At 69.0% G+C, this 19307-nt stretch carries 18 protein-coding genes; 9 read left to right on the forward strand and 9 right to left on the reverse strand.

All coding sequences use genetic code 11. The annotated features are described in order from the left end of the window. Positions 1 to 311: 311 nt before the first annotated feature. Complete coding sequence (locus KF708C_RS00725) at positions 312 to 1580, forward strand: MFS transporter (protein ID WP_020204830.1); 1269 nt, start codon at positions 312 to 314, stop codon at positions 1578 to 1580. 230 nt (positions 1581 to 1810) lie between these two features. After that, on the forward strand, positions 1811 to 2371 hold the full coding sequence (locus KF708C_RS00730) for a single-stranded DNA-binding protein (protein WP_059410414.1): 561 nt from the start codon (positions 1811 to 1813) through the stop codon (positions 2369 to 2371). A gap of 452 nt (positions 2372 to 2823) precedes the next feature. On the opposite strand, the gene KF708C_RS00735 is transcribed toward KF708C_RS00730, so the two are convergent. The 4 genes from KF708C_RS00735 to KF708C_RS00750 form a co-directional block, all read right to left on the reverse strand. Then, the gene (locus KF708C_RS00735; RefSeq protein ID WP_059410415.1) at positions 2824 to 4122 is read right to left on the reverse strand and encodes a DUF1254 domain-containing protein; all 1299 of its coding nucleotides are present in this window, start codon (positions 4120 to 4122) and stop codon (positions 2824 to 2826) included. Positions 4123 to 4143: 21 nt separating this feature from the next. Next, complete coding sequence (locus KF708C_RS00740; protein ID WP_059410416.1) at positions 4144 to 5157, reverse strand: Bug family tripartite tricarboxylate transporter substrate binding protein; 1014 nt, start codon at positions 5155 to 5157, stop codon at positions 4144 to 4146. A 10-nt stretch (positions 5158 to 5167) separates the two neighbouring features. Beyond that, positions 5168 to 6421 (reverse strand): alkyl sulfatase dimerization domain-containing protein, encoded by a 1254-nt coding sequence (locus tag KF708C_RS00745; RefSeq protein WP_059410417.1) that lies wholly within the window; start codon positions 6419 to 6421, stop codon positions 5168 to 5170. Between the two features lie 200 nt (positions 6422 to 6621). Then, entirely contained in the window at positions 6622 to 7578 is a 957-nt protein-coding gene (locus tag KF708C_RS00750; RefSeq protein WP_020204825.1) for a LysR family transcriptional regulator, read from the reverse strand. Positions 7579 to 7773: 195 nt separating this feature from the next. Between KF708C_RS00750 and KF708C_RS00755 the strand changes: the two genes are divergently transcribed. The 4 genes from KF708C_RS00755 to KF708C_RS00765 all read left to right on the forward strand — a co-directional run bounded on the left by KF708C_RS00755 (position 7774) and on the right by KF708C_RS00765 (position 11384). Next, positions 7774 to 9003: a CaiB/BaiF CoA transferase family protein gene (locus KF708C_RS00755; RefSeq protein WP_059410418.1), complete on the forward strand. Its 1230-nt coding sequence runs from the start codon at positions 7774 to 7776 to the stop codon at positions 9001 to 9003. Beyond that, a complete protein-coding gene (locus KF708C_RS35380; protein WP_156173675.1) occupies positions 9000 to 9167 on the forward strand; it encodes a hypothetical protein in 168 nt (55 codons plus the stop codon). Before KF708C_RS00755 ends, KF708C_RS35380 begins: the two co-directional genes overlap by 4 nt. A 31-nt stretch (positions 9168 to 9198) precedes the next feature. After that, positions 9199 to 10200: a Bug family tripartite tricarboxylate transporter substrate binding protein gene (locus KF708C_RS00760; RefSeq protein ID WP_059410419.1), complete on the forward strand. Its 1002-nt coding sequence runs from the start codon at positions 9199 to 9201 to the stop codon at positions 10198 to 10200. Positions 10201 to 10331: 131 nt separating this feature from the next. Next, positions 10332 to 11384: a porin gene (locus tag KF708C_RS00765; RefSeq protein WP_082079385.1), complete on the forward strand. Its 1053-nt coding sequence runs from the start codon at positions 10332 to 10334 to the stop codon at positions 11382 to 11384. A gap of 64 nt (positions 11385 to 11448) precedes the next feature. Here the strand turns inward: KF708C_RS00765 and KF708C_RS00770 are convergent, their stop codons facing one another. Beyond that, complete coding sequence (locus KF708C_RS00770) at positions 11449 to 12123, reverse strand: GntR family transcriptional regulator (protein ID WP_020204821.1); 675 nt, start codon at positions 12121 to 12123, stop codon at positions 11449 to 11451. Between the two features lie 123 nt (positions 12124 to 12246). Here KF708C_RS00770 and pcaC point away from each other — a divergent pair, with 123 nt between their 5' ends. The 3 genes from pcaC to KF708C_RS00785 all read left to right on the forward strand — a co-directional run bounded on the left by pcaC (position 12247) and on the right by KF708C_RS00785 (position 14654). Then, positions 12247 to 12624 carry a 4-carboxymuconolactone decarboxylase gene (pcaC, locus tag KF708C_RS00775; RefSeq protein ID WP_020204820.1) on the forward strand — a complete coding sequence of 126 codons (378 nt, stop codon included), beginning with the start codon at positions 12247 to 12249 and terminating at the stop codon, positions 12622 to 12624. A gap of 10 nt (positions 12625 to 12634) precedes the next feature. Further along, entirely contained in the window at positions 12635 to 13498 is an 864-nt protein-coding gene (locus KF708C_RS00780) for an NAD(P)-dependent oxidoreductase (RefSeq protein ID WP_020204819.1), read from the forward strand. Positions 13499 to 13679: 181 nt separating this feature from the next. Continuing rightward, the gene (locus tag KF708C_RS00785) at positions 13680 to 14654 is read left to right on the forward strand and encodes a tripartite tricarboxylate transporter substrate-binding protein (RefSeq protein ID WP_029043992.1); all 975 of its coding nucleotides are present in this window, start codon (positions 13680 to 13682) and stop codon (positions 14652 to 14654) included. A gap of 58 nt (positions 14655 to 14712) precedes the next feature. Here KF708C_RS00785 and KF708C_RS00790 read toward each other — a convergent pair whose 3' ends face one another. From KF708C_RS00790 to KF708C_RS00805, 4 genes are all read right to left on the reverse strand, one after another. Then, positions 14713 to 15750: a Dyp-type peroxidase gene (locus KF708C_RS00790; protein WP_059410420.1), complete on the reverse strand. Its 1038-nt coding sequence runs from the start codon at positions 15748 to 15750 to the stop codon at positions 14713 to 14715. Positions 15751 to 15898: 148 nt separating this feature from the next. Then, positions 15899 to 16702, reverse strand: a complete 804-nt coding sequence (locus KF708C_RS00795) for a family 1 encapsulin nanocompartment shell protein (RefSeq protein ID WP_059410421.1) — start codon at positions 16700 to 16702, stop codon at positions 15899 to 15901. A gap of 492 nt (positions 16703 to 17194) precedes the next feature. Then, entirely contained in the window at positions 17195 to 17407 is a 213-nt protein-coding gene (locus KF708C_RS00800) for a hypothetical protein (RefSeq protein WP_059410422.1), read from the reverse strand. A gap of 158 nt (positions 17408 to 17565) precedes the next feature. Beyond that, positions 17566 to 19185 carry an MFS transporter gene (locus KF708C_RS00805; protein WP_029043991.1) on the reverse strand — a complete coding sequence of 540 codons (1620 nt, stop codon included), beginning with the start codon at positions 19183 to 19185 and terminating at the stop codon, positions 17566 to 17568. Positions 19186 to 19307: the final 122 nt, after the last annotated feature.

Consider the following 19307-nt stretch of genomic DNA (forward strand, 5'->3'; position numbering starts at 1 on the left):
CGCCCCGGGCCGCGCGGCGCCCGTTGCGGCGCCCGAAGCGCGGCGAAGCAAACCTGTTAATATACCGAACTTCGGTTTCCGGGGTTGCCAGCCCCTGTCCGGCAGCACCTGCGGGAGGCCTTTTTTGCGGGTTTGCCACGGGTTTGCGCGGTGCCCCCGAGGCGTTCCAGTAGTGTCCCTGCAGGGGGCCGCGGCGGCGCTCCGGACGGTGCCTCCGGTGAGGCCGCGCGGCAGCCTGGCGCGCGGCGCGCGCATCCGGCACGCCGCGCGGGCCGGTCCGGCAACCAGTCTCGGAAATTCCCACGATCGCAATGTCGTCGATCCATAGCTCCTCCCAAGATGCGGCCAAGGCCGACGATTCCAAGGCCGACGGCGCCAGCGCGCCGGCCGCCGGGCGCGACCGCATGACCCGCATGGAACTGCGGGCCAGCATCTCGCTCGCCAGCATCTTCGCGCTGCGCATGCTCGGCCTGTTCCTGATCCTGCCGGTGTTCGCCGAATACGCGGCCGGGCTGCCCGATGGGCACGACGCCCAGCGCGTGGGCCTGGCGATGGGCATCTACGGCCTGATGCAGGCCTTCCTCCATATCCCGCTGGGCTGGCTGTCCGACCGCGTCGGCCGCAAGCCGGTCATGGTCGCCGGGCTGCTGCTGTTCGTCGCCGGCGGGCTGGTGGCGGCGAACGCGGACACGCTCAACGGCATCATCGCCGGGCGCGCGCTGCAGGGCATGGGCGCGATCTCCGCGGCCATCACCGCCTGCATCGCCGACCTGACCCGCGAGCAGCACCGCACCAAGGCGATGGCCCTGGTCGGCGGCAGCATCGGCCTGACTTTCGCGCTGTCGCTGGTGATCGCCTCGCCGCTGCTGCACGGCATCGGCATGCCGGGCATCTTCACGCTGATGTCGGTGCTCGGCGTGCTCGCCATCCTGGTCACGCTGTTCCTGGTGCCCGCGCCGCCGCCGCCGCATCCGGTGCGCATGCCGTTCCGCGCCGTGCTGGCCAACCCCGACCTGCTGCGGCTCAACGTGGGCGTGCTCGCGCTGCACGCCTCCCAGGTCGCCATGTTCATGGTGGTGCCGGCCATGCTCAGCGACGCCGGCATGCCGCTGGACCAGCACTGGAAGGTCTACCTGCCGGTGGTGCTGGTGTCCTTCGTGCTGATGCTCGGGCCGATGATGGCCGCCGAGCGCTACGGCAAGGTGCGTCCCGTGCTGCTGTGCGCGGTCGGGCTGATGACCGCCGTGCAGCTGCTGTTCGCCGCCGTGCACGGCCTGTGGGGCATCGTCGCGGTGCTGCTGCTGTTCTTCGTCGCCTTCAACGTGCTCGAAGCCATGCAGCCCTCGCTGGTGTCGCGCTACGCTGCCGCCGCGCGCGGAGCCGCGCTCGGCGTGTACAACACCACCCAGGCGCTGGGCCTGTTCCTCGGCGGCGCGGCCGGCGGCTGGCTGCTCAAGCACGAAGGCCGCAGCGCCGTGTTCCTCGGCTGTGCGGTGGTGCTGCTCCTCTGGCTTATAATCGCCTGGAACATGAAGTCGCCCCCGGCGCGGAAAAGCAGTGCGCCGGCCGTCGCCGCCTGAAGCCGGCGGCAACGCCGGCGATGACGGAGGTGGGCCCGCAAGAGTTTCCCGCATCACTTATTAACGCTTTTCGCCGCAATTTGGCGTTAGCATGACCGCGCGCCCGACTCAATGGCCGGGGGCGCGTTATTCGTTTACGCGCATTTTTTTCCAGCGCATTTGTTTGCGCATCAGTCAAGGCATCGCCACGCCGCTTGCAGCAGAGGGCGTGGCCCTGGGAGAACACTCACATGGCATCGATCAATAAAGTCATCCTCGTCGGCAACCTGGGCGCGGACCCCGAAACCCGCTACATGCCCAGCGGCGACGCCGTGACCAACATCCGCCTGGCGACCACCGACCGCTACAAGGACAAGCAGAGCGGCGAGTTCAAGGAAGCCACCGAGTGGCACCGCATCGCCTTCTTCGGCAAGCTGGCCGAGATCGCCGGCCAGTACCTGAAGAAGGGCTCGCAGGTCTATATCGAAGGGCGCATCCGCACCCGCAAGTGGACCGACCAGTCCGGCGCGGAAAAATACAGCACCGAAATCGTCGCCGATCAGATGCAGATGCTGGGCTCGCGCCAGGGCATGGGCGGTGGTGGCGGCGGTGACGACATGGGCGGCGGCTACGGCGGCGGCCGCGAGTCGAGCGGCGGTGGCGGCGGCGGCGGTGGCGGCGGTGGCTATGGCGCGCGCGGCGGCCAGGCTGCCGGCGGTGGCGGTGGACAGCAGGGCGGCGGCGCGGCGCGGCGTCCGCAGCCGGCGCCGTCGAACGGCTTCGAGGACATGGACGACGATATTCCGTTCTGACCTCCCGTAACGGAAAGCCATAAACATCGAACCCCGCCGAGTGCGGGGTTTTTGGCATCTGAGCTGCAAGTTTTTTCTTGCATGTTCGTGTGTTTCTCTCCACCTTGAAGCGTTGTCCTGTTTCCGTGGGGCAGTGGCATGCGCACTCTGACTCGCTCGCTGGCGGGAGAAGGTTCCCTCGGGATTCGATTCGCCAGATTCGCTGGCGGTGAACGGGTTCCGGTGCTAGTCGATCGCCGCGGCCTCCGCGCCTATCTGCCCACGTTATCTGTTACCGCCCAGATTCGGAGCGCCGGCAAGGCACCGAACACCATGCTCGCCGCGCTCCATGCATGGCGGTGGCTTTACCGCCGGGCGGCGGCGCAATCCATCGATCTCCAGGCATTGGAAGGTCGCGTTGACCTTCCGTGCGCGTGCGCGGCGCTGGCGCACAACCGCCTTGCGTTTGCCACCTACGCCGACACCCGCTCGGTATCCGGCATGACGAAGCGATGTTCGATCAGGTCGGGTTGCGGATGGTAGTAGCGCAGGGCCATGGCGAACCTCCCCTTGGGTGCCGGGAGCCAGTTGGCGAGGCCTTCCGCGGGCGGTGCGCATTGGATGGCGAGATCCAGAGACCCGTCCGCGTTTCGCGTCAGCCCGGGCGTACGATCGCCGATGGCGTAGCGCTGGATCGGATTCGCCGTGAAGAAGCGCCGCCCGTCCGGCGCGAACTCGTACATCGACAGTGACCAGAAGGCGTTCACGGGCATCCGTGCAGGCACGTGCAGCCGGTAGCAGTGCGCGCCGTCGAGCGGCTGGCCGTCTCCATCGGTCAATGCACTGGCGTAGATGGCTTCCGGGCGCTCCAGCGCGCCGAGTCCGACCAGCGAGATATAGGCGCGGTACAAATAGTCGGTGCCGAAGTTGCCGATGTGGTCCATGCCGCTGAGCCAGGATCCGCGCGGTCCGTTCCGGCGGAGGCTGCCCTTGGGCGGGTGCTCCAGTTCGTGGCGCAGCGCGGGCCACAGGCGTGTCCAGGCCTCACGGATCTCCGGCGACAGCGTGTCCCACGCGGCCAGGTCGCCGGCGCGGACGCCCAGGTCGGCAAAGCCCGCCACCATCTCCTGTTCATGCGCTGGCACGCCGTTGCGCGCCAGCGCTTCGTTGACCAGCGCCAGGTAGGCGGCGGGGCGGGTCTCGTCGGGCGTGGCCTGGAGGCGTGCGGGCGGCACGGCGCTTGTGCCGAGCCGCATCTGTTCCTGCAGCGCATGGACTTGCGGCAGGTCCGACGGGCCGTCGACGAGCACGCGCGCCAGCAGCCAGACATCGTTGCACGGGGCGCGCGCCAGGACGGCGCCGTTGGGCAGCCCGGCCGGCGCGCTGGCGTGGTGCGCCGGCCCGGCGATGACGAACACGTGCGCGCCGGGGCCATTCGTGCGCAGGCCCAGGCAGGCGAAATTGTTGGTGAAGGCATCCATCAGCGCCACGCTGTAGTAGCGGCTGCCCATATCGGGAACCGTCAGCGTGGCGGGGCCGGCGGACAGGTCGAGCCATGCCAACGAATACAGCGTGTCGTTGTTCGGCATCGTCACCTGGCGCGCGCGGTCGTCCAGCAGATCGCGGTTGTGATGCAGCTGGTTGGCTGGCCTGCCGTGCGTGGTCTCGTGCTGCGTGAAGCGCCAGCGCGTGCGTGCCAGGTCGTGCAGCGCAAAGGTGTAGATAAAGGCTGCGCGGATGCGCTGGTCCAGTGCGGCGCGGTCTGTGGTCATGTCGGTTCCTCGATGGTGTCGTTAGTCCACGGTGATGTGGTTGGCGCGAATCACGTTGCCCCAGACCGCCACGTCGTCGCGCACGGTCTGCGCAAACTGCTCCGGCGTCTTGATTGGCGGATCGGTCATGTTCATTTGCAGGAAGCGCTCCCGTATGTCGGCGCTGGCCAATGCCTGGTTCACTTCCGCGTTGAGCCGCTGGACGATGGCGGCGGGGGTGCCGGCCGGCGCGAACAGGCCGTACCAGCTATCGGTGTCGAACGGGTAGCCCTGCTCGGTCATGGTCGGCACGTCCGGCGTGGCCGCGCCGCGCCGCGTGCCGCTGATGGCCAGCACGCGCAGCTTGCCGGCCCGGATCAGCGGCAGCGACGACGACGCATCGACCCATCCCACCTTCACGATGCCACCCTGCATGTCGTTCAGGATCTGCGGCACGGACTTGTAGGGCACATGCCGCATGCGGATGCCGCTCTGCATCCGCAGCGCCTCCATCGTCAGATGGCCGCCGGAGCCGATGCCCCACGACGCGTAGTCGTAGGCGTCGGGCCGCGCCCGCACGTGGGCGACGAACTCCTTCAGATTGCGCGCCGGAAACGCCGGCACCACCACCAGGAAGTTGCCGCCCGCGCCAATCTGGGCCACCGGCGTCAGGTCACGCAGCCCGTCGTACGGCATCTTTGGCTGCAAGGTCTGGTTGATGACCACCGTGGCCGCGTAGGTGAACAGCAGCGTCTGGCCGTCCGGCGCCGCCTTGGCGACGATGTTATTGCCGATGATGCCGGTGGCGCCGGGCTTGTTGTCGATCACGAACGGCTGGCCCAGCCGCCTGCCGATGACTTCGGCCAGCGGCCGGGCGAACAGGTCGGGGCCGCTGCCGGCCGACGCCGGCACGACCAGCCGGATCGGCCGCGACGGCCACGTGGCAGCGGCGCGGGCCGGGTGCAAGACCGCGCCCAGTCCAAGCCAGGCAAGCCACCGCAGGGCATCGCGGCGGCTGCGCCCGGGCGCCGCGCCGGTCATGAGGGAATGGGTCATCGCTGGCTCCTCAGTGGATGCCGAAGTTGTCGTCCGAACCGCTTTCCAGCACCATCGCGGCCGCCACATAGAGGCTGCGGGACACATAGCTGCGCACCTGTCTTGATCGGGCGCGCAGCCATTGGGCCTTGCGTTGGCGGGCTTCCATCACGGGCGGCGCGTCGCCGGGCGCCTGCGCCAGCAGGTCGATCACATGCAGCGCAAGCTGGATATCTCCGCGTTCGGCCAGCGCGCACGCATGCCGCACCACGGCGCCGTGGTCGGCGATTGCCGCCGCGATCTCGCTGGCCACGTCCTCGGGCGCGGCAGGATGCAGCGTCGTGGCATTGCGGTCCCACCAGCCGTTCTCGGACCGGTAGATATCGCGTGCGATGTAGGTCGGATCGCCGTAGGTCGGCTGCATGCACGGCTGCTCGAACAGTTCGGCCGGTGGTTGCAGCGCGGCCAGCATCTGGCGCTCGTTGCAGCCGGCGTTCATCAGCCGCACCACTTCCCCGCGCATCCAGCGCAGCGCGGCCGCCGTATGCAGCAGCACCTGCCGGCAGGTCTCCTCGCCGTGCAGGGTGGTCCCGAATTCCCGGGCCACCGTCTCGGGCCGCAGCCCGGCCAGGCGTTCCAGCGTTTCGGCCCAGCGCACCGTATCGCGCATCGTGCGGAACGGAGTGCCGATGTTCGGGATGGAGTCGATGACCGCCGGGCCGCCATACAGCAGCCGACTGCCCGGCAGCCACACGGCTACGGCATCGTCCGTCTCCGAGGGGGCCCACAGGATTTCGGCGCGACGATCGCCCTGGCCCACCGTGATGCCGTCGTGGAACGTCTCCGTGGGCACGCTTTGGCGCAGCTTGCCCGCCAGGGCGCCGCTGGCGTGCCGGAACTGGATCTCCGCCATGCGCTCCTGCATGCGCTGGGTCTCGCGGTAGCGGCTCTGGCGCGCCAGTACGTTGACGTGCGCCAGCACGCGTGGCGCCGGTTCGCCGCGCTGGGCGGCATGGTCGATCCACTGCTTCACACCGGCGTTGTAGCCCAGGTGTCCGTGGCTGTAGCAGAGCGCCAGCACAGGGAGGCTGGTCCGGGCGCGCAGCACTTCGATCATCCCGGCCGTCACGCCGCCGCCAGGGCCGCTGTCGACCACCAGCAGTCCGCCACCCACGTCGGCGACGAAACTCTGGCCCTGGCCGTGCAGCAGCCAGATGCCGTCTCCAATGGCGTCGATGCCGTGGCCGGTGATCAGCGCGGCGGGGCGGTCCTCGATTGTGTGCATGTGTTTCCCCTCCCAGTTGGCGAAGGGATATTCACGCGCAGACGCGGGACTATATGCAGTGGGGAAAGTCCCGGTGCGGCCGGGCGCGCCGGCTGCGCGGGCAGCGCTGGCGCGGCCTGGCGGGCGTTGCGGAATTTCAGGTGTGAACCGGCGGTTATCGCCTGTGGCCGGCCGGGAATTCCCGCCGGCGCGGCGCTGGGCTAGCCGACCGCTTCCGGGGGGTGCGGCACCTGGCGGCGCAGCGGACTGTCGGGCATCTTGCTCAGGTAGTGCACTTCACGGCGCAGCAGCTTCGCGAACTGCTCGGCCACGGGCGTCATCGGCGAATCGGCGCGATAGACCAGGCTGACGGCATGGCTGGGCAGCGGGTCTTCGATCGGCAGCACCACCAGGCTGGCGTTGGTCAGGCGGCCCGGCACGAGCTGGCGCGGCAGCAGGCACAGCAGCGAGCGGTCTTCGAGCAGCGTCTGGATCATGCCGATGGTGTCGCACCGTACCGCCACGCGGGGCAGCGGCAGGTCGCGGGCACGGAAGGCGTCCATGATCGCCGCGCCGGGCCCGTGCATCCGCTGCCCGGTCAGCACCCATTCCGAACCCACCAGCTCGCGCAGGGATCGGGCGTTGCGCAACGGATGCTCGCGATGCGCCACCACCACGGAATCGTTGTTGTACAGGGGCTCGCAGACGAACTCGCGCTCGATGCCCTCGTCGGGAATCGGGCTCACGGCCATGTCCATCGCGCCCGCGCGCAGGTTCGACAGATGGGCCGGATAGACGCCGCTGTCGATGCAGACCTGCACGTCGGGATGCTGGGACCGGAAACGCTTGAGCACCGCCGGCAGCAGCAGATGCGCCGGGCCGCCCGTGACGCCAATGCGGACCACGCCGTTGCGCGTGCCAAGCATCTGGGCCATCTCGTCGGTGGCCTTCCGGGCTTCGCTGGCGATGAGCTGGGCGCGGCGCAGGAACGCCTCGCCATAGCGTGAGAGCACGATGCCGCGCGTGGTGCGCGTCAGCAGCGGCACATGCAGTTCCTCCTCGAGCAGCCGGATGCTCTTGGTGATGGCCGGTGCCGACACGCCGCGCGCCTTGGCGCCGGCACGGATGCTGCCGCACTCGGCCACGGCGATGAAGTCCTGTACCTGGCTTAGTCGCATGGGTTCGTCTCCTGTCGCGGGCGTTCATGGCGGCGCCCTGTCCGCCAGCATAGCGCCAGCCGCGCGGCCACGGGATTACCCGTGGTGCTAACCGCTGGTTCACGCCGCAGCGATCTGGGAAGCTGCCGCATCCGATGCACGTGCCGCATGATCCGTTTCCATCGATGCCGTCATGGCATGCATTCGGAAGACAGGATGAAGACCCAGAACGACCTGCCGCTTGCAGGCATTCGCGTGGCCGAATTCGGCCAGTTCATCGCCGCACCGGGGGCGGCGATGCTGCTGGCCGACCTTGGCGCCGACGTCATCAAGGTGGAACCGCTGCGCGGCGACGGCGCCCGGCGTTTCGACGGCACCAGCCCGCAGAGCCCGATGTTCCTGGCCTACAACCGCGGCAAGCGCGCCATCGCGCTGGACCTGCGTCGTCCGGCGGGGCTGCAGGCCGCCCGCAAGCTGGCGTTGTCGTGCGACGTGGTGCTGCACAACGCGCGGCCCGGCTCGATGGAGTCGCTGGGCCTGGATGCCGTCTCGCTGCGGGACGTCCGGCCCGATCTGGTCCATGCCAGTGTCACCGCCTTCGGCACGCGCGGGCCGTCGCGCCTGCGGCCGGGCCTGGATATCGCCGCGCAGGCCGAAAGCGGCATGATGTCCGTGACGGGCGAGGCCGGCGGCCAGCCGCTGAAGGCCGGCTTCGCGCTGATCGATGCCGCCACGGCGCTGGCGACATCCAGCGGCATCGTGGCGGCGCTGTTCCGGCGCTTGCGCACAGGCCACGGCGATACCATCGAGACGTCGCTGCTGAACGTCGGCGTGCATCTGCAGGCCCAGCTCTGGGCCGAGTACCAGTGCTCGGGCGCGCTGCCGGCACGCAGCGGCAACAGCCAGCCCAGGGCGGCGCCTGCCGCCGACGTGATTGGCGTGGCGGACGGCCATATCGTGCTGTCGGCCTATCTCGACGAACACTGGGCGCGGCTGTGCACGGCCATCGGGCAACCCGGGCTGGCCAGCGATGCCCGCTTTGCCAGCAACCCGCTGCGCGTGCAGAACCGGCCGGCCTTGCTGGCGATCCTGCATGACGCGCTGCGCGGGTACTCGGGCGAGGACGCGTGCGCGCTGCTCGAACGGCATCGGGTGGTGGTGGGCGTGGTGCGCGACTATCGCCAGGTCGAGGTCAGCGCCGACGTGCACGCCAACGCAATGTTGATGGCTGTTGCCGACGGCGCTGGCGGTCACCTGTCGCTGCCGGGCCTGCCGTTCCGCATGGAGGCGGCCCCGCCTGCATCCAGCCCGGTGGTGCCCCGGATCGGCCAGCACACGGTGGAGGTGCTCCGCGAGCTTGGCTATGGCGACGACGCCATCGACACGATGGCCCGCGACGGCGCGATCGGTGTGGCGTTGCCGCGTCGCGAAGGCGCGGCAGCATGACCACCGCGCCGACTGTCCCGGCATCTCGCCACGAAGGCCGGGCGGAGCTCACCCTGAACCGCCCCGAGACGCGCAACGCCATCGATATGGCCACCGCCCAGGCCCTGGCCACACCAGGCGCGCGCGGCGCCTGTTCGCGACACGCCGGCAACGTACCGGCATGAACGGCCAATGCGCCGTGATGGAGACAGCAATATGCGTAGTCGGAAATCTGGCGTCCGCGTGGCCTTGCCGGTCATCGTGGCGGCGCTGGCCACGGGGTCCGGCATCGCCCCGGCCCATGCCGAGACCGCACCGTATCCCAACCGTCCGATCCGGATGCTGGTGCCGTCCGGCGCGGGCAGCGTGACCGACCAGACCGCCCGGCTGGTGGCGGAACGGCTCTCGGCGGCGTTCAAGCAGCCGGTGGTGGTGGATAACCGCCCCGGTGCCAACGGCATCATCGCCAGCGAGATGGTGGCGCGTGCCGAGCCCGATGGCTACACGCTGCTGTTCACGTACTCGGCCACGATGACCGTGAACCCGTGGACCACGGCCAGCCTGCCCTATGACCCCGTCAAGGATTTCACGCCGATTGCCCGGCCGGTTGCCCCGGGCGGCAACCTGCTGGCGGTGACGTCCACCGTGCCGGTGCGCAGCCTCAAGGAGCTCATCGCCCATGTCGAGGCAAGCCCCACCGAACTGGCCTATTGCTCGTGGGGCGTAGGGTCGGGCGGCCATCTGGCGATGGAGTACCTCAAGGCCAAGACCGGCATCCGCATGCGCCACGTGCCGTACAAGACTGCCGTCCAGTGCACCAGCGACCTGGCGGCCGGACACGTGACCATCGCCTTCACCGATTCGCTGTCTGCCATTCCGCATCTGAAGTCGGGCCGCATTCGCGGCATCGCCGTATCCGGCCCCGAACGCATGCTCTCCGCGCCCGAGGTGTCGACCATGGGCGAGCAGGGCGTGCCGTTCGAGCAGGCAAGCTGGCTTGCGCTGTTCGGGCCCAGGGGCCTGCCCACGCCCATCGTCTCGCGCCTGAACGCCGAAGTGAACCGCATCCTGCAATCGCGCGAGGGACAGCTGCGCTTTGCCTCGATGTACCTGAAGCCTGGCAAGCCTTCAACGCCTGACGAACTCGGGCAACTGGTGCGCGCCGATCTGGCTGCGTGGGGCGACATCGTCAAGCTTGCCGGCGTGACACCGCAGTAGGCGGCACCCTCAGCGTTGGCAGGGCCCCGCATCACCTGAAATAGCCACCAAGGAGACAAACGATGCAGCAGCGTAGAACGGGAGACGGCAGCGTGAGAGAGAGCAGAGCAAGCAGACGGCCATCGGGCATCGTGATCGGCACGAACCTGGGCCTCGGCATCGGCCTGGCCCTGGCCTGCGGCGGCGCGGCGGCCATGACGGCGCAGTTGTATGGCGTGGTCGACGCGTCGATCGAATATGCAAAGGGGTCGCAAAGCGTGGTACGGATGCGCGAAGGCCAGCAGGCAGCGTCGCGCTGGGGGCTGCGTGGCATCGAGGACCTGGGCGGAGGCACCAAGGCCAACTTCCTGGTCGAGTCCGGTTTCAATATCGATACCGGCACCGAGCTCTTCGGCAATGGCCGCCTGTTTGGCCGCCAGTCGTGGTTGGGGCTTTCCAACGAATCATGGGGCGAGATCCGGTTGGGCCGGCAGTACACGCCGTCGTTCTATGTCTTGCTGCGGCTCGATCCCTTCCTGCTGAACGGCATGGTGTCGCCATTCAACCTGCTGGGCACCACGGCGTCGCAAGGTATCGGGCAGGTCGCGTATGGCGCGCGCTTCGACAATGCCGTGCAGTACTTCTCGCCGACCTGGGGCGGCTTCTCGCTCGGTGCCGCCGTGGCCCCGGGCGAGGTGCCGGGCAATCCGCGTTCGGGCACCAACTTCGGCATGAACGCGATGTACGAAGCCGGCAACGCCTACGCGTTTTACGGCTACCAGGGCATGTACACGGGCACCAGCACGCCGCAGGTTCCCACTGCGCTGACGTCGAACCACTTCCTGGGCGGCGCGTACCGCTTCAAGCCGGTGAAGGTGGGCCTGCTGCTGGCACAGGCCGGCAGCAAGCTGACGACGACCCGGGTGGCGCGCCACTACGGCATCACGTTCAGCTGGAACGTCACGCAGAAGGGCACATTCAAGGCGGTGGCGCTCAAGCGGCAGATACTGGGCGGCGGCGAGCGGCCCTGGAGCATGACGCTCGGCTGGGACCACGATCTCAGCAAGCGCACCACCGCCTATCTGCGCGCGGTCTATGTCCACAACAGCCCCGGCGGCAGCGTGACGATCAACAGTATTGCCATCGACCGCGGCAGCGGTGACGACGCGCGCTCGCTCAGCGTGGGCCTGCGTCACAGGTTCTGACAGGACGCTTCGGCACAGGCCAGCGGCCTGCCGGACTTCCGCCCGGCAGGTTCCGTCGTTCGCCTCAGGCGCCGCTCACGGAGCGCGCATCCTCGGCGGCCTTCGCCGCGCTCAGGACGTGGTCGAAGCACAGCTGGCGGGTGGTCTCGGCATCCCGCTTCTCGATCGCCGACACGACCGCGTCGAGCTCCTTGATGGATTCGGCGAGCCGTCCGGTGCGCCCGAGAGACAGGCGGCGCAGAAGGGTGATGCGGTTGTTGAGCTGGGTGAGCATTTGCCCGGCAATCTCATTGCCGCAGCCTTCCATCAGGATGGCGTAGAAGGTGTTCTTGCCCAGCAGCAGGGCATCGGTGTCGGCGGATGCCTGCGGCGTGGCCAGGTATTGCAGCGCGGCTCTCAGCCGCGAAATCTGCGGGTCCGTCGCGTTGCGCGCGAAGCCTTCCCCGATGCACGCTTCTAGGTAGGCGCGCACGGCGTAGATCTGGCGCGCTTCCTCCGCGGAAATGGTTGCCACCACCGGGCCCTTGTGGGGAATGAGGTGAATCAATCCCTCCGCCTGGAGCTGCTGCAGCGCCTCGCGCAGGAGCGGCCGGCTCACGCCCAGGTTCTCGCATAGTTCCCGTTCCACGAGTCGCGCGCCCGGCAGGAAGCGGCCGGAAAGGATAGCCTGACGCAACCTGTCCGTCACTTGCTGACGCAGGGTGGTCATGTCGCGCTTGATGTACAGGTCTGTTTCCATAGATTGCCATGCTGGTTGCGCGAAATTATCCCAGATTTCTCGCCAAGCAGATTGTAAGACAATCTTATTGACTTATGAAAAGCCGCGCTCTACGATGGGAGCCGTTAACCAAAGGAGACACGCATGAACCAAGACCTGTTCGAGAAAGGCCTCAAGACCCGTCGTGAAGTGCTGGGCAGCGAGTACGTGGACGCTTCGCTGAAGAACGCCGACGATTTCAATCGCGACATGCAGGAGCTGGTCACGCAGTACTGCTGGGGCGACGTGTGGAACCGCCCCGGCCTCGAGCGCCGCACCCGCAGCTTCCTGAACCTCGCGATGATTGCCGCGCTCAACCGGCCGCACGAACTGAAGCTGCACGTGCGCGGCGCCATCAACAACGGGCTGACCAAGGACGAAATCAAGGAGGTCTTCCTGCAGGTGGCGATCTACTGCGGCGTGCCGGCGGCGATCGACTCGTTCCGCATTGCCCGCGAAGTGTTCAAGGAAATGGGCATCTAAGGAGCCGGCCATGAAGCAAATCGGATTCGTCGGCCTGGGGATGATGGGTTTCCCCATGGCCGGCCGGCTGGCGGCCGCGGGCGTGAACGTCCTGGCGTATGACGTGGTGGCCGAGACGCGGCAGCGTTTCGCCGCCGAGAACAAGGCGGCGCGCGTCGCCGCGGACCTGCAGGCGTTCGGCGACTGCGATGTCGTGGTGACGATGCTGCCGAACTCCGACATCGTCGACGAGGCGGTCCTCGCGCTGACGAAGGTGCTCGGGCAAGGCGCGCTCGTCATCGACATGAGCTCCGCGGACCCGGTGCGCACGCGGGCGTTGTCGGCAGCGGTCAAGGCCGCGGGCCTGGCCATGATCGACGCCCCGGTTTCCGGCGGGGTAAGCCGCGCAAGGTCGGGCACCCTGGCGATCATGGCCGGAGGCGATGCCGCCGACGTCGACCGCGCGCGGCCGTTGCTCGGCCACCTGGGTTCCACGCTCACCCGTGTCGGCGACATCGGCGCGGGCCATGCGATGAAGGCGCTGAACAACTACGTGTCGGCCGCCGGCCTGATTGCGACCGCGGAAGCCCTGATTGCCGGACAGCGTTTTGGCATCGACCCCAACATCATGGTCGACGTTCTGAACAGCTCCACCGGAAAGAACAACACGACGGAAAACAAGGCAAAGCAGTTCATGCTTTCCGGCGCGTTCAACTCCGGGTTCTCGCTGGCACTGATGGCCAAGGACGTTGCCATCGCGGCCGTGCTGGCCGAGGCCGTGCAGGCCGACATGCGGCTGGGCGCGCATGTCAACGCGCTGTGCACGCAAGCTTCCAATGCGCTTGGGAAAGCCGCGGACCACACGGAGATGTATCGCTTCGTCGAGCACCCGTAGCCTGCGGACCAGCCGCCAGGGCTTCCGACGGACAGCGCAAAGCCCGGGCGTTTCCCGAATTCCTCGATGTACGGATTTGCCGCGCCGCAAGGCGCGGTGGGCCGCGCTCGTCCCCGTGACGGCCGCGGGCCCGAAAAAACAAGGCGAATCGACAGAAGTCGCCGTTCAGACTGGAGACATCATGAAACGCATCCTTGCAGCAGCCACGGGTATTGTCATGGCGCTGACGTCAGCCATCGCGGCTGCTCAGTCGTATCCCAACAAACCGGTTCAGGTCATCATTCCGTATGCGCCCGGCGGGTCCACCGACGTGATCGGGCGGGCCTTGGGCGAAGCGATGTCGCGCAACCTCAAGCAGCCGGTGGTCATCGAGAACTCGGGCGGCGCCGGCGGGACCATCGGAACCGGGCGCGTCGTCAACGCGCAGGCGAACGGCTACACGCTTCTGTTCCACAACATGGGCATCGCTACCGCGCCGGCGCTGTACAAGAAACTGAACTTCGACTCGACCAAGGATCTGGATCCGGTCGGCCAGGCGGCCGACGTGCCGATGATCCTCGTGGGCGCGAAGGGGTTCGCGCCGTCGAACCTGAAGGAAGTCATCGCCACCATCAAGCAACGGCAGGGAGAAGTGCGCTTCGGCCATGCCGGCATCGGCTCGACCTCGCATCTTTGCGCGATGCTGCTGGCCAAGACGATCGGCACCGAAGTCACGATGGTGCCGTACCGCGGCACCGGCCCGGCGCTGCAGGACCTGCTCGCGGGGCAAGTCGACCTGTTGTGCGACCAGCCGGTGGCGACGGGGCCGTACATCAAGAGCGGTTTGCTGAAACCCTACGCGCTGGCCGCCGGTTCGCGCCTTTCGAGCCTGCCGGATGTGCCCACGTTCGCCGAAGCGGGCCTGGCGAATTTCGAGCTCGAGGTCTGGCATGGCCTCTACGCGCCGAAGGGCACGCCGCCGGCCGTCATCGAGCGCCTGAACCAATCCTTGCGCTTCGCGCTTGCCGACCCGTCCGTATTGCAGAGATTTGCCCAGATGGGCGTTGCGGTGCCGACGGCCGCGCGGCTGGACGCGCCGACGCTGGGGAAACGCACCAAGGCGGAAGTCGCGCGCTGGACGCCGATCATCAAGGCCGCGGGCATCTACGCGGAATAACGATCGGGCTGGTCTGTCCGCAGGCAGGCGGCGAGCCTGCCTTGTCGGCAACGCCGCCTCAGTCCGCTTCCGAAGCCGCCTTCAGCGAACCGATCTTCAGCGAGCCGTCCTCGCGTGGCGCCGCGGACGGCAGGCTGGCCCCGGCGGCGCCGGCCTGGCGCTCGGCGAGGGCTTCCAGCAGCGTGGCCGACGGCGTGAAGAACAGCCCGCCGGTGACGGCCTTGCTGAAGTCGAGCAGCCGGTCGTAGTTGCCGGGCGGCCGCCCCACGAACATGTTCTCGAGCATCTGCTCGATCGGCCGGGGCGAGCGCGCATAGCCGATGAAGTAGGTGCCGAACTCGCCTTTGCCGGGCTGGCCGAACGGCATGTTGTCGCGCAGGATCTTCACCTCTTCGCCGTTTTCCTCGAGCGTGGTGAGCGAGCTGTGCGACGACGACGGCTTGACCGCGTCGTCGAGCTCGATGTCCGAGAGTTTCGTGCGGCCGATGATCCGTTCCTGCGTCTCCACGGGCAGCTTGTTCCAGCCGGCCATGTCGTGCAGGTACTTCTGCACCAGCACGTAGCTGCCGCCGGCGAACGCGGCGTCCTCGTCGCCGATGATGGTGAAGTCGACGGCTTCGGCGCCGGTCGGGTTCTCGGTGCCGTCGACGAAGCCCACCATGCTGCGCATGTCGAAGTAGCGAAAGCCGTGCACTTCGTCCACCACCGACACGGCCTCGCCGAGCCGGCCCATCAACTGGGTCGCGAGCTCGAAGCACAGGTCCATCTGCTCGGCGCGGATGTGCAGGAGCAGGTCGCCCGGCGTCGCCACCGCGCGCCGGTCGCCGGCGCCGAATTCGCGAAAGGCGTGCAGGCCCGCGGGACGCGGGTCGCCGAACAGCCGGTCCCAGGCATCGGAGCCGAATCCGCACACGCACGAGAGGTTGCCGGCGGGCACGCGCTTGCCCACGGAGCGCACCAGCGCGGCGATGTCGGCGCACAGCGCGCGCACCGTTTCGGCGTGTTCGTCGCCGGGGGAAATGACGGCGACGATGAAGATCGCGCTGCGCGTGATCGGACTGCAGACGGCTTGCTGCTCGGGGATGTGGTTGGGCATGTCGGGGAGTGTTTTTTGCATCGGGTTCCAACAATAGCGGAACGATGCGCGCGGATCAATTTTGCGATGGCGCCGGCGCAGCCCGGGGCCGCCGGCCGTGGCCGGTGGTCCCGCGTGCCGCGCGCAGGCCGCTGCCGGTGACTGCCGACTATCCGGCGTGCCCCAGCACCACGGCCGCCTCGGCCGTCAGCATGAGAAAGGTGAGGGTTTCCTGGAAGTACAGGCGCACGGTGGTGTCGGTATGGCCAAGGTAGCCGATCGAGACGTCCTGGCCGACGTGCAGCTCGAAATCGCCGCCCCGCTCGGTGAGCACCACGCCGCCTTGCATCGCCGGCGCCCAGATGATGTCGCCGTCCACGAGCTCGCGGATGTCGCGCAGCACGGGATAACCGCTGTCGGTGGCGCCGCTCAGGGCCGTGAACGGCTGGTCGCCGAGCAGCAGCCGGTAGGGGCCGTCGACGCCGGCGCGGCGCAGCTGGTCCACCGCCTGCGCCACCACGGCCGGATAGCCGCTGATGTCGGCCGGCAGGGCCAGCGCGACATTGCTGGCGCCCTGGGCGATGCCCTGGATGCCGGCGGCCGCGTAGCCGTCGAAGACGATGCGGTCCTCGGCGTCGGCGAGCTTGCGGGCCGCGTCCTTGAGCGGCTGCAGGTCGGGATTGTTCGAGCCGCGCTCGACGCTGTCCATCTCCGCGCGCGACAGATCGAACGGCACGCGCAGCTCCACCAGCGCCCGCACGTCGCGCTGGGTGGCTTCGACGCCGTCGCCCGGCGCGGCGATCTGCCGCAGGTGGCCGGTGCCGACCGCGGCGAGCTCGGGCCCCTTCGGCCCGATCAGGTCCACCACGCGCCGCGCCGCGAAGTAGCGCTTGAGGGTGCGGGATGCTTCCTGCTCGATCTGTCCCCACGCACCTTCGGACAGCGGTGCGAGTTCCCGATGAAGATTGTTCATTTGAAGGCTTTCCTTTGACTGGCCGCCACGAGGCGCATCGTCATGCCGTCGTCGCGTGTTTCGTGTTCCCTTCCTCCGGCCACGGCCGCCGGCGTGCCGGCCGGGCGTGGCTGCCCGGTCATTCTCGATGAACGTCCCGGGCGGGGCAAGTGCGCGGCAAGGCTTCTTCCGCATCGTCTTGCTTCCGGCCGATTCCGCTGTGCCTCAAGGGACACTATCGGGGCGCCATCCGCGCCATGCGCGCCTGCCGCGAGTGCGGCCCGGGCCACCGTGCCGACTTCGTGCTGTCACCGTGCGCCGGCACAATCCGCAACGGATCGGGCCGGCGCGGACAAGCAGTGAACACGCCGTGGCCGTGCCCGGTGCCGCCTTGCCGATCATGCTGGACGTGCGTCCCCAGAGACGCCGCGAGCCGGCCGGGCGGTCATTGATCGCGGGGAACCACTGGAGCCGTCTGCTGGACGGCTCTTTTTATTGCGGCGCGCCCGCCTGTTACGGTTCGGTGCTCTTGAGATGGGTCCAGCGGTCCGGCCCGTCCTCGGTGGCGGCGGACAGCAGGATGGTCTGCCCGCAGACCTGGCAGCGATAGACGAACGCGTTGCCGCCCACGCCGGCGTGGAACGTACTGGCCTTGACGAGCCGCGGATGTGGCGGGAAATGGCCGGGGCGGTCGACTTGCGCCATGCACAGCTCGCAGAGTGACATGCCTGCCTCCTGGGAATGCGCTGCGCGAACCACGAAATGCTGTGGTGCAGCATGAGTCCAGTATAGAGGTCTTTCGGCGCGGGGGCAGCGTCGCCCGGGCCGCATACACAGTCGTTTGCGTTTTCCGCATGCGGCGTGCCGCGCACGCGCGGGGCGCCTCAGGTCGCCGCGGGTGGCGGTGGCGCCACCGCCAGCAGGTGGCGCACCTGCGGCGCGCCGGGGCCGCTGTGGAAGCGGCTGACGTCGCGCTGGAGGTCGGCGTCGGCGTTCGGCACGCGCTCGTGCTGGCGCAGGTGCTCGGCCCACGACTCCACCAGGAACCACTCGGTGAACGCGCCGGGATCGGCCGCGTCTTCCATCACGCCCCAGTTGAACGCGCCGTCGCGCAGGCGCTCCTCGGACAGCGCATGGACCGCGCGCAGGAAGCCGTCGCGGTTCTCGCTGCTGACGCGGTAGGCGATCTGGACCATCACCGGGCCGCGGTCATGCGCCACGGCTTCGGCCAGCGCCGGCTCGGGCCAGTGGTGCGCCGGCACGAGGTCGTCCTCGCCGCGCGGCAGCTTGACCCGGTGCAGCGCCACGCCGGCCACGGCCAGCCCGGCCGCCGCCGCCATCAGCCCCTGGGCGACGCCCAGCTCCTGCGCGACGAAGCCCCACAGCAGGCTGCCGCCCGCCATCGCGCCGTTGAAGACCATCTGGTACACCGCCAGCGCGCGGCCGCGCACCCAGTTCGGCAGGATCGCCTGCGCGGTGCCGCCGAGCGTGGTCAGCGCCATGATCCACGCCGCGCCCAGCAGGAGCAGCAGCGGCAGCGCCAGCCACACCGGGGGCGCGGCCGACAGCGCCGCCATCACCGCCGCGGTGGCGAGCGCGGACAGCAGCACCAGGCCGTCGGCATCGAGGCGGCGCTGCAGGCCGGGCATGGCCAGCGCGCCGAGGATGGCGCCCGCGCCGACCGCGCCGAGCAGGATGCCGTAGAGGCTCGCGCCGCCGTGCAGCAGCTGCTTGGCCACCAGCGGCAACAGCGCCCACACGCTGCTGCCGAAGGCGAAATGGCAGGCCGAGCGCGCCAGCACCACGTGCAGCCGGCGGTGCGCGCGCGTGAAGCGCAGCCCCGCGCGGAAGGCGCCGAAGAACTGCTCGCGCAGCGGGTCGTCGGCGCGGGCCGGGCGCTTCCACCACAGCAGCGCCGCCACCACGAAGACGTAGCTGGCGAGGTCGAAGCCATAGGTCACGGCCGCGCCGAAGGCCGCCAGCAGCAGCCCGCCCGCGGCCGGGCCGATGGCGCGCGCGATGTTGACGCCCAGCGCGTTGAGCGCCACCGCGTTCTTGAGCTCGCGCTGCGGCACCAGCTCGGGCACGATCGACTGCCAGGTCGGCCCCATCATGGCCGCGCCGATGCCGCCGGCGAAGGCCATCGCCACCAGGATCTCGATGGTCAGCGCGCCGCGCCAGGCCAGCGTCATCAGCGTGCCGCTCACCAGCGCCAGCGCGGCCTGGATCACGATCAGGAAGCGGCGCCGGTCGAGGATGTCGGACAGCACGCCGGCGGGAATCGCCAGCAGGAACACCGGCAGCGTCGCCGCGGCCTGGATCGTGGCCACGGCCGCCGGCGAGCCGGACAGGTCGGTGGCCAGCCAGGCGCTGGCCACGTCGCGCATGAAGCTGCCCACGTTGCCGAGTACCGTGGCCGCCCACAGCACGGCGAAGGTGGTCTGCGCCAGCGGCGCGAAGCTGCCCGCCGGCCTGGCGCCCGCGTCGCCGCCGGCCGCCGTCACGGCGCCGCCCGGTGGCGGGCCGCGCGGGCGCCGGGCCGGCAAGCGGGTACACGTGGGGTCATGTCGCTACCTCCGTCGGCTGGACGCCCGGCGCCTGTCGGCGCCGCGGGGCGTGAGTGCAT

This window comes from Cupriavidus basilensis (assembly GCF_000876015.1).
GTDB classification, from domain to species: Bacteria; Pseudomonadota; Gammaproteobacteria; order Burkholderiales; family Burkholderiaceae; genus Cupriavidus; species Cupriavidus basilensis_B.

What these genes read in the sequence shown, in the direction of transcription:
- KF708C_RS00795 (WP_059410421.1), bottom strand. Translation starts at nt 16,702, where the DNA reads ATGAACAATCTTCATCGGGAACTCGCACCGCTGTCCGAAGGTGCGTGG.
- KF708C_RS00785 (WP_029043992.1), top strand. Translation starts at nt 13,680, where the DNA reads ATGAAACGCATCCTTGCAGCAGCCACGGGTATTGTCATGGCGCTGACG.
- KF708C_RS00770 (WP_020204821.1), bottom strand. Translation starts at nt 12,123, where the DNA reads ATGGAAACAGACCTGTACATCAAGCGCGACATGACCACCCTGCGTCAG.
- KF708C_RS35380 (WP_156173675.1), top strand. Translation starts at nt 9,000, where the DNA reads ATGACCACCGCGCCGACTGTCCCGGCATCTCGCCACGAAGGCCGGGCG.
- KF708C_RS00755 (WP_059410418.1), top strand. Translation starts at nt 7,774, where the DNA reads ATGAAGACCCAGAACGACCTGCCGCTTGCAGGCATTCGCGTGGCCGAA.
- KF708C_RS00740 (WP_059410416.1), bottom strand. Translation starts at nt 5,157, where the DNA reads ATGACCCATTCCCTCATGACCGGCGCGGCGCCCGGGCGCAGCCGCCGC.
- KF708C_RS00790 (WP_059410420.1), bottom strand. Translation starts at nt 15,750, where the DNA reads ATGCCCAACCACATCCCCGAGCAGCAAGCCGTCTGCAGTCCGATCACG.
- KF708C_RS00780 (WP_020204819.1), top strand. Translation starts at nt 12,635, where the DNA reads ATGAAGCAAATCGGATTCGTCGGCCTGGGGATGATGGGTTTCCCCATG.
- KF708C_RS00730 (WP_059410414.1), top strand. Translation starts at nt 1,811, where the DNA reads ATGGCATCGATCAATAAAGTCATCCTCGTCGGCAACCTGGGCGCGGAC.
- KF708C_RS00760 (WP_059410419.1), top strand. Translation starts at nt 9,199, where the DNA reads ATGCGTAGTCGGAAATCTGGCGTCCGCGTGGCCTTGCCGGTCATCGTG.
- KF708C_RS00725 (WP_020204830.1), top strand. Translation starts at nt 312, where the DNA reads ATGTCGTCGATCCATAGCTCCTCCCAAGATGCGGCCAAGGCCGACGAT.
- KF708C_RS00800 (WP_059410422.1), bottom strand. Translation starts at nt 17,407, where the DNA reads ATGTCACTCTGCGAGCTGTGCATGGCGCAAGTCGACCGCCCCGGCCAT.
- KF708C_RS00745 (WP_059410417.1), bottom strand. Translation starts at nt 6,421, where the DNA reads ATGCACACAATCGAGGACCGCCCCGCCGCGCTGATCACCGGCCACGGC.
- KF708C_RS00750 (WP_020204825.1), bottom strand. Translation starts at nt 7,578, where the DNA reads ATGCGACTAAGCCAGGTACAGGACTTCATCGCCGTGGCCGAGTGCGGC.
- KF708C_RS00735 (WP_059410415.1), bottom strand. Translation starts at nt 4,122, where the DNA reads ATGACCACAGACCGCGCCGCACTGGACCAGCGCATCCGCGCAGCCTTT.
- pcaC (WP_020204820.1), top strand. Translation starts at nt 12,247, where the DNA reads ATGAACCAAGACCTGTTCGAGAAAGGCCTCAAGACCCGTCGTGAAGTG.